Annotated in this window: 10 protein-coding genes; 7 read left to right on the plus strand and 3 right to left on the minus strand. The window is 71.3% G+C overall.

Annotated features, from left to right (window positions below; genetic code table 11):
- Positions 1-23: 23 nt before the first annotated feature.
- A complete protein-coding gene (locus tag ABD841_RS15660) occupies positions 24-1,016 on the minus strand; it encodes a LacI family DNA-binding transcriptional regulator (protein WP_344971990.1) in 993 nt (330 codons plus the stop codon).
- A 203-nt stretch (positions 1,017-1,219) separates the two neighbouring features.
- On the opposite strand from ABD841_RS15660, the gene ABD841_RS15665 reads away from it, so the two are divergent.
- The 3 genes from ABD841_RS15665 to ABD841_RS15675 all read left to right on the plus strand — a co-directional run bounded on the left by ABD841_RS15665 (position 1,220) and on the right by ABD841_RS15675 (position 5,318).
- Positions 1,220-2,419, plus strand: a complete 1,200-nt coding sequence (locus tag ABD841_RS15665; protein ID WP_344971992.1) for a thiolase family protein — start codon at positions 1,220-1,222, stop codon at positions 2,417-2,419.
- The gene (locus ABD841_RS15670) at positions 2,416-4,488 is read left to right on the plus strand and encodes a 3-hydroxyacyl-CoA dehydrogenase NAD-binding domain-containing protein (RefSeq protein WP_344971994.1); all 2,073 of its coding nucleotides are present in this window, start codon (positions 2,416-2,418) and stop codon (positions 4,486-4,488) included. The genes ABD841_RS15665 and ABD841_RS15670 overlap by 4 nt, the downstream gene beginning before the upstream one ends.
- Before the next feature lie 221 nt (positions 4,489-4,709).
- Positions 4,710-5,318, plus strand: coding sequence for a LysE family transporter (locus ABD841_RS15675; protein WP_344971996.1), 609 nt, complete (start codon positions 4,710-4,712; stop codon positions 5,316-5,318).
- On the opposite strand, the gene ABD841_RS15680 is transcribed toward ABD841_RS15675, so the two are convergent.
- Positions 5,295-6,761, minus strand: a complete 1,467-nt coding sequence (locus tag ABD841_RS15680; RefSeq protein WP_344971998.1) for an amino acid permease — start codon at positions 6,759-6,761, stop codon at positions 5,295-5,297. The genes ABD841_RS15675 and ABD841_RS15680 overlap by 24 nt on opposite strands.
- Positions 6,762-6,912: 151 nt before the next feature.
- Here ABD841_RS15680 and ABD841_RS15685 point away from each other — a divergent pair, with 151 nt between their 5' ends.
- Positions 6,913-7,650 (plus strand): DedA family protein, encoded by a 738-nt coding sequence (locus ABD841_RS15685; protein ID WP_344971999.1) that lies wholly within the window; start codon positions 6,913-6,915, stop codon positions 7,648-7,650.
- On the opposite strand, the gene dxs is transcribed toward ABD841_RS15685, so the two are convergent.
- Positions 7,595-9,514, minus strand: a complete 1,920-nt coding sequence (gene dxs / locus ABD841_RS15690; RefSeq protein WP_344972001.1) for a 1-deoxy-D-xylulose-5-phosphate synthase — start codon at positions 9,512-9,514, stop codon at positions 7,595-7,597. The genes ABD841_RS15685 and dxs overlap by 56 nt on opposite strands.
- Before the next feature lie 119 nt (positions 9,515-9,633).
- Here dxs and ABD841_RS15695 point away from each other — a divergent pair, with 119 nt between their 5' ends.
- From ABD841_RS15695 to ABD841_RS15705, 3 genes are all read left to right on the plus strand, one after another.
- Positions 9,634-10,524, plus strand: coding sequence for a neutral zinc metallopeptidase (locus tag ABD841_RS15695; RefSeq protein ID WP_344972003.1), 891 nt, complete (start codon positions 9,634-9,636; stop codon positions 10,522-10,524).
- 110 nt (positions 10,525-10,634) lie between these two features.
- Complete coding sequence (locus ABD841_RS15700) at positions 10,635-11,414, plus strand: neutral zinc metallopeptidase (RefSeq protein WP_344972005.1); 780 nt, start codon at positions 10,635-10,637, stop codon at positions 11,412-11,414.
- 242 nt (positions 11,415-11,656) lie between these two features.
- Positions 11,657-12,097, plus strand: a complete 441-nt coding sequence (locus ABD841_RS15705) for a hypothetical protein (protein ID WP_344972007.1) — start codon at positions 11,657-11,659, stop codon at positions 12,095-12,097.
- The last annotated feature ends 41 nt before the right edge of the window (positions 12,098-12,138 follow it).

Raw genomic sequence — 12,138 nt, forward strand, 5'->3', positions numbered from 1 at the left:
CGGTGCCGGTCGTACGGCCGCTGTCAGTCGAGGGCCCGGGTGCTCTCGCGCAGGACGACCTCGCCGGCCACGGACACGACCCTGGCCTCCTCGGCCACGTCGAGGGCCAGCTCCAGGGCGCGGGCACCCATGCGGGCGAGGGGGAGCCGCACGGTGGTCAGCGCGGGGACCAGGTCGCGCAGGGTGGGGATGTCGTCGAAGCCCGCCACCGAGACGTCCTCGGGCACGCGGATGCCGCGGTCCCTGAAGGCCGCGAGCGCGCCCACCGCCATCACGTCGTTGACGGCGAAGACGCACGTGACCCCGGAGACCCTGGTGGCGGCCTGGTAGCCGCCGTCGCGGTCGAAGGAGCCGTGCAGGACGAGCGGGGCGGGCAGGCCCAGCTCGTCGAGCGCCGCGGTGAACCCGGCCACCCGGTCGCGGGCCGTGAGCAGCCCCTCGGGACCGGCGAGGATCGCGAAGCCGCGGTGCCCCAGCCTGGCCAGGGCGCGGGCGAGCGCGGCGGCGCCCTCGCGGTTGGCCGGTGCCACGGTGTCGACGCCGAGCAGGTCCTGGCCGACGCACGCCACCCGGCCCCCGCTCTCGCGGTAGCGGTCGAGCTCCTCGCGGAGCCGCCGGGTCACCTCCTGGTCGGCGGTCCGGGACCCGGCGAGCAGCACGGCGCGGACCCGCTGCGCGTTCAGGGTCGAGACGTAGGCGATCTCCCGCTGGGGGTCGCGGTGCGTGGTGCCGACCATGACCATGAGCTCCTGGTTCTCGGCGACCCGCATGGCCCCGTCGGCGAGCGCGGCGAAGTAGGGGTCGGTGAGGTCGTGCACCACCAGGCCGACCACGTTGCTGGCCCCGCGGGCCAGGGTCTGGGCGGCCACGTTGGTGCGATAGCCCAGCTGCGCCGCCGCCAGCTCCACCTTCGCGCGCAGGGAGGCGCCCACCTGCCGCGTGCTCCCGTTCAGCACCCGCGACGCCGTGGCGAGCGAAACACCCGCGTGCCGGGCGACATCCTCAAGCGTGACCACCGACAACCTCCTGGAAAGCGTTTTCCAAGTCTGCCAGAGATGTCCCCTTCCCGCATCCCCGGCACACCCGGCGGGGCGGGGCCCCCAACTCCGCACATGCCTGCGAGAACAACCTACTCACCTGGCGGGACCTGAGCGCGCCAAGCGTTGTTACTGGCGAGTAGCATGTGGGGGAAGCCACCGAGCAACGAGGAGCGAACCCCGTGCCTTCGTCCCGTGACGTCGTATTCGTCGACGGTGTGCGCACACCCTTCGGCAGGTCGGGCCCCAAGGGTCTGTACGCCGAGACGCGCGCCGACGACCTGGTGATCCGCGTCATCCGCGAGCTGATGCGGCGCAATCCGAACCTGCCGCCGGAGCGCGTCGACGAGGTGGCCATCGCGGCCACCACGCAGATCGGCGACCAGGGCCTGACCATCGGCCGCTCCGCCGCGGTGCTGGCCGGACTGCCCAAGAGCGTGCCCGGCTACGCGATCGACCGCATGTGCGCCGGGGCCATGACCGCGGTGACCACGGTCGCCGGCGGCATCGCCTTCGGCGCCTACGACGTCGCCATCGCCGGCGGCGTGGAGCACATGGGCCGCCACCCGATGGGCGAGGGCGTCGACCCCAACCCCCGCTTCCTGGCCGAGCAGCTCGTCGACGGCTCCGCCCTCGTCATGGGGATGACCGCGGAGAACCTGCACGACCGCTACCCGGCCATCACCAAGGAGCGCGCGGACGCCTTCGCGGTGGCCTCCCAGGAGAAGGTCGCCAAGGCCTACGCCGACGGCAAGATCCAGCCCGACCTGGTCCCGATGGCCACCCGGTCGGCCGAGAAGGGCTGGGGCCTGGCCACCGTGGACGAGGCACCGCGCCCCGGCACCACGCTTTCGGCCCTGGCCACGCTGAAGACCCCGTTCCGTCCGCACGGCCGGGTCACCGCGGGCAACGCCTCCGGGATCAACGACGGCGCCACCGGCTGCATCGTGGCCGCCGCCGACGTCGCGGCGGAACTGGGCCTCACCCCCAGGATGCGCCTGGTCTCCTACGCGTTCGCGGGCGTGGACCCGGAGGTGATGGGCGTCGGGCCGATCCCGTCGACCGAGCGGGCGCTCCGGCTGGCCGGTCTCTCCGTCTCCGACATCGGGCTGTTCGAGATCAACGAGGCCTTCGCCGTGCAGGTGCTGGCGTTCCTGGAGCACTTCGGCATCGCCGACGACGACCCCCGGGTCAACCCGTACGGCGGGGCCATCGCCTTCGGCCACCCGCTGGCCTCCTCGGGCGTGCGCCTGATGACGCAGCTCGCCCGCGAGTTCGGCGAACGCCCGGACGTCCGCTACGGCATCACCACGATGTGCGTCGGCATGGGCATGGGCGGAACGGTCATCTGGGAGAACCTCGGCTGGGAAGGTGCGAAGTGACGGACATCAGGGAGATCTTCACCGACGAGGTCGTCACCCGGGCGATCGTCCACGACGTCGAACTGCCGTACGGCGCGGGCACCATGGCCCTGGTCACGCTGGACAACGGCTTCGACCACACCAAGCCCTCGACGTTCGGCCCCGCCGGCCTCACCTCGCTGAACGAGGCCCTCGACGCGATCGCGGGCCGCACGGACCTGGCGGCCGTGGGCGTCGTCGGCAAGCCGTTCATCTTCGCGGTCGGCGCCGACCTCAAGGGCGCCGCGCTGATCTCCGAGCGCGACCAGGCGCTGCGGATCGGCAGGCTCGGCCACGACGTGTTCCGCCGCCTCGGCGAGCTGGACGTGCCGTCGTTCGCGTTCGTGAACGGCGCGGCCATGGGCGGGGGCCTGGAGGTCGCGCTGCACTGCACCTACCGGACCATCTCCTCCGGTGTGCCCGCGGTGGCGCTGCCCGAGTGCTTCCTCGGGCTGGTCCCCGGCTGGGGCGGCACCCAGCTGCTGCCCCGCCTGATCGGCCCGGCCGCCGCGATCAAGCTGATCGTCGAGAACCCGCTCGCGCAGAACCGCACGATCAAGGGCCGGGACGCCTACGCGCTGGGCATCGCCGACGCGATGTTCGAGCCCGCCGACTTCCTGGAAGAGTCGCTGCGCTGGGCGGCCCGGGTGCTGCGCGGCGAGGTGACGGTCTCCCGCGCCGACCACACCGGGGACGACTGGTCCAAGGCCGTCGCCGACGCCCGCTTCCTGGTCGACATGAAGCTGCACGGCGCCTCGCCCGCCCCGTACCGGGCGCTGGACCTGATCGAGCTGGCCCGCACCGCCTCCCGCGACGAGGGCTTCGCCGCCGAGGACGAGGCGCTGGCCGACCTCCTCATGGGTGACGAGCTCCGCGCCGGCCTGTACTCCTTCGACCTGGTGCAGCGCCGGGCCAAGAAGCCCGCGGGCGCCCCGGACGCCGCCCTGGCCCGCAAGGTCACCAAAGTCGGCGTGGTGGGCGCGGGCCTGATGGCCTCGCAGATGGCGCTGCTGTTCGCCCGGCGTCTGGAGGTCCCGGTCGTGCTGACCGACCTGGACGCGGCCCGGCTGGACAAGGGCGTCGGGTACGTACACGCCGAGGTCGACAAGCTGCTCGGCAGGGGCCGGATCTCCGCCGACCAGGCCAACCGGCTCAAGGCCCTGGTCACCGGCTCGCTGACCAAGGACGCGTTCGCGGACGCCGACTTCGTCATCGAGGCCGTCTTCGAGGACATGAAGGTCAAGAAGAAGGTCTTCGCGGAGGTGGAGGAGGTCGTCTCCGCCGGGTGCGTGCTGGCCACCAACACCTCCTCGCTGTCGGTGACCGAGATGGCCGCGGGGCTCCGGCACCCCGAGCGCGTGGTCGGCTTCCACTTCTTCAACCCGGTCGCGGTGATGCCGCTGCTGGAGATCGTCCGGGGGGTGGAGACCGACAACGCGACGCTGGCCACGGCCTTCGCCGTCGGGCGGTCGCTGAAGAAGTCGTCCGTGCTGGTCAAGGACGCGCCCGCGTTCGTGGTCAACCGGCTCCTCACCCGGTTCATGGGCGAGGTGATCGGCGCCGTGGACGAGGGCACCCCGCTGGAGGTCGCCGACCACGCGCTGGACGGCCTGGGCCTGCCGATGACCCCGTTCGCGCTGCTGCAGCTCGTCGGCCCGGCCGTGGCGCTGCACGTGGCCGAGACGATGCACGGGGCGTTCCCGTCCCGCTACGGCGTCTCGGAGAACCTGGCCCGGCTGGTCGCGGCGGGCAAGCCCGGCGTCTACGCGCCCGACTTCTCGCTGGACCCCGAGGCGGTCGCCTTCTTCTCCGGGGGCACGTCCCCGTCGACGGCGGAGGAGGTGCGGCTGCGGGCGCTGCGGGCTCTCGCCGAGGAGATCCGCATCATGCTCGACGAGGGTGTGGTCTCCGCGCCCCAGGACATCGACCTGTGCATGATCCTGGGTGCGGGCTGGCCGTTCCACCTGGGCGGCGTCACCCCGTACCTGGACCGGACCGGCATCGCCGAGCCGCGCTTCCTGCCGGCGGGCGTGGCCTCGGTCCCCGCCTGACGCCGCGGGTGCCCCGGCCTTCCTCCGGGGCACCCGCGCGGCGCGCGGCTCCCCTGTCCCGCGACCGGTCGCGGGACAGGGGCCGTGACCGGGGGTGACCGGGCCCGTACCGGCCCGGGGACGCGAGAGTGGCGGCGCCCCGCCGCCGGGACCTGGGGTGACCGGACACGCCGCCCGATCCGTCCTAGTCTCTCCTGGGCGGCTACCACGGGAGGTTTCGGGTGCGGGAACTGCTGCTGGGACTCAGCCTCGGCGCGGGGGCGGGGCTCAGCCCCGGCCCCCTGCTCAGCCTGGTGATCACGGCCAGCCTGCGGGGCGGCTTCCCCGCCGGGCTGCGCATCGCGTGCGTACCGGTCCTGTCCGACCTGCCGCTCGTGGTGTTGTCGATCGTCGCGGTGGGCGCGCTGCCGGAGCTCCTGGTCACCGTCCTGTCGGTGGCGGGCGGCCTGTACGTGGTCCACCTCGGCGTCGCGACGGTCCGGGAGTCCCGCGCGGCCGAGCCGCCGGCGCCGGGTGAGAAGGCGCCGGGCAGTGCCCGCGAGGTCGCCCGGGCGATCGTGGTGAACATGCTCAACCCGCACCCCTGGATCTTCTGGATCACCGTGGGCGCCCCGATCTCGGTGGCCGCCTGGAACGCCGGCCCCGCGCACGCGCTGGCCTTCGTCGCCGGTTTCTACACGGTCATGATCGGCGCCAAGGCGGCGCTCGCCGCCGCGGTGGGCCTGGGCCGGCACCGCCTGGGCCGGCGGGGCTACCGCGCCCTGCTGGCCGGCAGCGGGCTGCTGCTGACGGGGGCCGGGGTCCTGCTAGTCCTTCAGGGCGTGTTCTGACAGTCTGCTGTGGCGGTAGCCGTACCCGGCGTAGATCACGACCCCGACGACCATCCACGCCGCGAACCGGAGCCAGGTCTCCACCGGCAGGTTGAGCATCAGGTAGAGGCAGGCGAGCACCGACAGGATCGGCACCAGCGGCACCAGTGGGGTGCGGAAGGCGCGCGGCAGGTCGGGGCGGGTGCGGCGCAGGATGATCACCGCCAGGGAGACGACCACGAACGCGAAGAGCGTACCGATGTTGACCAGTTCGGCGATCGTGCTCAGCGGCACCAGCCCGGCCAGGACCGCGACCACGACGCCCATGATGATCGTGATGATGTACGGGGTGCCGAACTGCGGGTGGACCCTGGCCAGCCGGCGCGGCAGGAGGTTGTCCCGGCACATGGCGAACATCACCCGCGACATGCCCAGCATCAGGATCATCACGACGGTCGTCAGCCCGGCCAGGGCGCCGACGCTGATCACCGCCGCGGCCCAGGTCTGGCCGACCGCCTTGAACGCGTCGGCCAGCGGCGCCGCCTCGCTCAGCTCCCGGTAGGGCTGCATGCCGACGACGACCAGCGAGACGGCCACGTAGAGCACGGTGCAGACGGCCAGCGACGCGAGGATGCCGATCGGCAGGTCCCGCTGCGGCCTGCGGGTCTCCTCCGCGGCGGTGGCGACCACGTCGAAGCCGATGTAGGCGAAGAACACGATCGCCGCGGCGCTGAAGATGCCCAGCACGCCGAACGCGACGGGGGTGATCCCGAACAGCACCTGGATCAGCGGGGCCGCCAGCCCCTCCACGGCGGGAGTCGGCCTGGCGGGCGGGATGAACGGGGAGTAGTTGCCGCCGTTGAGGAAGAACAGCCCCGCCACGATGACCAGGAGGACCACCGCGACCTTGATCGTGACGATGACCAGGTTGACGCGGGAGGACAGCTTGATCCCCAGGACCAGGACCGCGGTGAGGAGCAGCACGATCAGCGAGGCGGGCAGGTTGAACGTCGCCCCCTCCCCGGCGACCGCGGCGGGCAGGCCGATCCCGAGGGACGACAGCAGCGACGTCAGATAGCCGGACCAGCCGACCGCGACGACCGCGGCGCCGAGCATCATCTCCAGCGCCAGGTCCCAGCCGATGACCCAGGCGGGGAACTCGCCGAGGGTGGCGAAGGAGAAGGTGTAGGCCGACCCCGCCACCGGCACGGTGGAGGCGAACTCGGCGTAGCAGAGCGCGGCCAGCGCGCAGACGATCCCGGCCACCACGAACGACAGGGCGACCGCCGGTCCGGCGGTCTCCTTGGCGACCCGGCCGGTGAGGACGAAGATGCCGGTGCCCACGATCACGCCGATGCCGAAGACGGTCAGGTCGAGCGCGCTGAGGTCTTTGCGCAACCGGTGTTCGGGCGCCTCCGTGTCCAGGATCGACTGTTCCACGGACTTGACACGCAGAAAACCCATGGAATCCCCCTGACCATCGGATGTCTCCATTGCCGATGCATCAGGTCATGCCCATCGGATTACCCGGCGAACGGCGAATAAGGGTTCTTTCCGGGAAAGTCCGGATGCTCTCGTCGCCCGCTGCCGGAACCCTGGACGCATGCTCTTGGACATGCTGGGACAGTTGTCCCCACACCTGGTCAGCGCGCTGCTCCTCGCCGTCCTGGCCCTGGACGGCTCGCCGCTGATCGGAGCCGTACTCCCGGGGGACGCGGCGATCCTCGTGGCGGGAGCCGCGCTGACGGGACGCGGGGAGATCGCGCAGGCGGTGCTCGCCGGGGTCGCCGGGTGCGCGCTGGGCGCCACCGGCGGATGGCTCATCGGGCACCGGTACGGTTCGCGCGCACGCCACAGCAGGGCCGGCCGGTGGATCGGCGAGCACCGCTGGTCGCGCGCCGAGCAGCTGACCACGGGCGCGGGCAGCGGCCTCGCCCTGGCCGCCGCCTCCTTCCTGCCCGTGGTCAACGCGCTGACCCCGGTCCTCGCCGGGACGCTCGGGATGCCGTACACCCGCTTCATGCGCTGGGCGCTGGCCGGCAGCGCGGTCTGGGTGAGCACCTACCTGACGCTGGGCTCCCTGGTGGGCGAGGCCCTGCGGCAGAGCCGGCACCTGCTGGTGCCGGTCGCCGCGTGCGCCGTCATCGTGGCCGAGGGCCTGGCCGTGATCGCCCACCGCACCCGTGCGGCCGGGCGGGCCGCCCGGCCGGCCGGCCCCGCCGCGGGAACCTCCGCGGCCGGCCACCCGGACGGGGAACCGGGCCGCGACGGCACGGCGGCGAGGCCGGAGCCGGAGCTCAGCGGGTCGGGTGGTTCTCCAGCACCGGGGAGCGCTTCGCGACCGCCTCGGTGATCTCGCGGGCGATGTCCTGGGCGGTCAGGCCGATGTCGCTGAGGATCTTCGCCCGCTTGGCGTGGTCGAGGAAGCGCTGCGGGATGCCGTAGGTGCGGACCGGGACGTCGACATCGGCGTCGCGCAGCATCCGGGCGACCGCGTCGCCGACGCCGCCCACCCGGCCGCCGTCCTCGACCACCACGACCAGCTTGTGGGCGCGGGCGGCCAGCACCAGGGCCTCGTCCAGGGGCTTGACCCAGCGCGGGTCGACCACGGTGGCCGAGATCCCCTGGGCGTCGAGCAGGGCGGCGGCGTCCAGGCAGATCTCGGCCATCGGCCCGACGGCCACGAGCAGCACGTCCGGATCGCCCGCGCGCAGCACGTCCATCTCGCCGAGGCGGCCGACCGCCTCGATCTCCGGGCCCACCGGCCCCTTGGGGTAGCGGACGACGGTGGGGCCGTCGTCGACCCGCACGGCCTCGGCCAGCAGCTCGCGCAGGCGCGGCTCGTCGCGCGGGACCGCGATCGACAGGCCGGGGACGACCTGCAGGATCGACAGGTCCCACATGCCGTTGTGGCTGGCGCCGTCGTCACCGGTGACGCCGGCCCGGTCGAGCACGACCGTGACCGGGAGCCGGTGCAGGGCGACGTCCATGAGGAGCTGGTCGAAGGCCCGGTTGAGGAAGGTGGCGTAGACCGCCACCACCGGGTGCAGGCCGCCGAGGGCCAGGCCGGCCGCGCTGGTCAGGGCGTGCTGCTCGGCGATGCCGACGTCGTAGAGCCGGTCGGGGTAGGCCTCGGCGAACGGGATCAGGCCGGTCGGGCCGAGCATCGCGGCGGTGATCGCGACGATGTCCCGGCGCTCGGCGGCCAGCTTGACGATCTCCTGGCTGAACACGTTGGTCCAGCCGTGCGGCTTGGGCTTCTCCTCGCCGGTCAGCGGGTCGAAGACGCCCGGCGAGTGGAAGCAGTCTTCGTCGTGGTTCTCGGCGGGCGAGTAGCCGAAGCCCTTCTTCGTGAGCACGTGCACGATGACCGGGCGGCGGAAGGCCCTGGCCTTGCGCAGCGCGGCCTCCACGGCCTGCTCGTCGTGCCCGTCGACCAGCCCGATGTACTTCAGGCCGAGGTCCTCGAACATCACCTGCGGGGCCAGGACGTCCTTGAGGCCCTTCTTGACCCCGTGCAGGGCGTCGTAGACGGGAGGGCCGACGACCGGGACCTTGTTCAGGTTGTCCTTGACGAAGTCGAGCAGGTCCTCGTAGCCCTGGGTGGCGCGCAGCGAGGCGAGGTGGGAGGCGAGCCCGCCGATGGTCGGCGAGTAGGAGCGGCCGTTGTCGTTGACCACGATGATCAGCGGCAGGTCCTTGCGCGCCGCGATGTTGTTGAGCGCCTCCCAGGCCATGCCACCGGTGAGCGCCCCGTCACCGATCACCGCGACGACCGCGCGGTCGGTCTCGCCGCGCAGCCGGTACGCCTTGGCCAGGCCGTCGGCGTACGACAGCGCGGTGGAGGCGTGGGAGTTCTCGATGATGTCGTGCTCCGACTCGGCCTGGCTGGGGTAGCCCGACAGGCCCCCCTCCTGGCGGAGCGTGTCGAAGCGCCCGGCGCGGCCGGTGAGCATCTTGTGGACGTAGGCCTGGTGGCCGGTGTCCCACAGGATGCGGTCGTGCGGGGAGTCGAAGACCCGGTGGATCGCGATCGTCAGCTCGACGACGCCCAGGTTGGGGCCGAGGTGCCCGCCGGTGCGGGCGGTGGAGCTGATGAGCAGGTCCCTGATCTCGGCGGCGAGCCGGGGCAGCTTGTCCGCCCCCAGCAACTTGAGATCCCGTGGCCCCTTGACCGACTCCAGAAGGCTCCCAGGCTGCCCGGTCAGCTCGCTCACGGAATCATCCCCTCTGTCCAGTCACCGTCGCAACGAGTCTAGTTCCGTCGGACGGCGCTGCCTCCAAGGGAGGCGATACTGCACGGTTTATCCACACTTGCAATAATCTTTGGCGCACCATGAAAACTCTCCCCCTTAGGCAACTTGCGCCACTTGTAGTTGCTCCGCTGCTGTTTGCCCTGGTCACGGGACTGGACGTCGCCAACGCCGCCGCCCCATCGGCCATCGCAGCTCCGGTCGCACCAGGCGCCCCCGTTGCCAACGCGACATCCTTCGAGAACTCCGAGGCGGCCCGGGTCCAGGCGCCGCCCAGCGGCCGCGCCGCCGCCACGGCCAGTCCCCTCTACCGCACCGGCACCCTGCCCAGCGTCAACTGCCAGGCCGGACAGATCCGCGCGGGGAGCGCGGCCTCCTACCGGACCTTCATGACCCGGGTCACCCGCTGCCTGAACCTCTCGTGGAAGACCCAGTTCAGAAAGGCCAAGCTGGCCTTCTCCCAGCCGAGGCTGCGTTTCACCACCACCAGGGTGAACACGCCCTGCGGACGCTGGCCCAGCAGCGCGGGCGGCCTGTACTGCTCCGCCAACCGCACCATCTACATCGGCGTGACCCGGGAGACGCTCAAGAACCCCTACGCGCCCAACCACGCCCAGTTCATGGCGCACGAGTACGGTCACCACGTGCAGCACCTCGCGGGCATCATGAGGTACTACGCCAACAGCACCGCGCGCGCCGGCGCGGCGGGCAAGCTCGCCTTCTCGCGCCGCCTGGAGCTGCAGGCCGACTGCCTGGGCTCCGCCTTCCTGCGCCAGATCTCCAGCAGCCTGCCGGTCGAGCAGGAGCACTGGGACGGGATGGTCCGCTGGGTCTACGCCAACGGCCACAAGAACTGGCCGAAGAACGACCACGGCAAGGGCCGCAGCCAGGCGTACTGGATGGATCGCGGCTTCGACGCGGGCTCCCCCTCCGCCTGCAACACCTGGACCGCCCCCTCGGGCCGCGTCGCCTGACCCCGGCGCGACCGACAACCGACACAGCCTCGTGAATATGCGGTCGTGTCCTCAAGCACGACCGCATATCGGCTTTACCGGATCTTTAATCTTCAATAAGGTTAAGGATCATGCGTAAATCCCTCTTAGTACTGCTTTCCGGCATGCTGGCGGGTGTGGTCTTCGCCGGCACGGCGGGCCCGGCCACCGCCGAGCAACTGCAGCCGGTTCCCAAGGGCAAGGCCGCCCTGGTCGCCAATCCGCTCTACAAGACGGGCAAGCTGGAGCCCGACGCCTGCCCCGAGCAGCCCGTCCACAACGACGACGCGGAAACGGCCGAGATCTACCTGGACTTCTTCCTCGACTGCCTCAACGAGGCCTGGGGATACCAGTTCGCCAAGGCCAAGCTGCCCTTCTCCAAGCCGAGGTTCCAGGCCACCACCCGCTCCGGCGTGGAGACCGGCTGCGGCCGCTTCCCCAAGGACGCCCAGGCCGTCTACTGCCCGCGGAACAAGAAGATCACCTTCCACCTGAGCAAGGGGATCCTCTCCGAGGCGACCGAGTTGTTCCTGCTGGAGGTCATGGCCCACGAGTACGGCCACCACGTCCAGCAGCTCTCCGGGATCATGACGGCTTTCAACTCCCGGAAGTACCGCACCGACAAGGCGTACCTCACCGAGCTCCGCAAGATCGAGCTGCAGGCAGAGTGCCTGAGCGGCGCCTTCATCGGCAGCATCTGGCGATCCCTGAACCGCCGCCAGTCGGATTTCAGCTACGTCCTGCGCGCCGCCTACGACACCTCCAGCCACGGCAAGGCCAAGAACATCGCCTACTGGCTCACCCGCGGTTTCGACCAGGAGAGCCCCGGCGCCTGCAACACCTTCTCCGCCCCCGCGTCCAAGGTCTCCTGACTTTCTCGCCCCCTACGAGTGTCGTTCTGCATTCCTTTTCCGGTGAACCACCCGTCACCGCCCCACAGCCGGGCGACGGGTGGTTCTTTTCTTCCACCCGGTGGAACCATCGCCACCCCACTCCCCGGCGCGGGTGGCGGTCCCGCCGCGACCCTGCGTAATCTTCTCCTGCCGCCCGGGGCGCCCTCCCGCCGCGAACACCGGGCCGGTCCCCCATCGCACGAAGGCGAGGAGCAGGAACATTGGACAGGCAGGACATGCGGCTACACGCCCTGGAGACCCAGGTCGCGGTGCTCCGCGCGGACACCGACGAGAACAGGGCGCTCACCGCGGGCATGTTCGGGATCCTTCAGGATCTGCACACGGTGACGATGGAGCTCCGCGCGACCACCGTCGAACTCAGGAAGGAGATGACCGAGCTCCGGACTGATGTCACCGAGCTCCGCACCGACGTCACCGAGCTCCGGACTGATGTCACCGAACTCCGCAACGGCCAGAACGAGCTCCGGGCGGACGTCGGCAAGCTCCAACTCGGCCAGGACGAGCTCCGGCAGGAGCTCTCCACGGTCAAGCGCTCCACCGGCAACCTGGAGCGCTCCATGAAGCACGTCGAGGGCGACGTCGCCGAGCTCAAGGCCGGCCACATCGAGCTGCGGCACCTGGTCGCCGGGCTCGTCAGGTAGTACCCACACGACCGTCGGCATTCCCCCCTCGATGCCGGCGG

It is taken from the genome of Streptosporangium fragile (genome assembly GCF_039534445.1).
GTDB classification, from domain to species: domain Bacteria; phylum Actinomycetota; class Actinomycetes; order Streptosporangiales; family Streptosporangiaceae; genus Streptosporangium; species Streptosporangium fragile.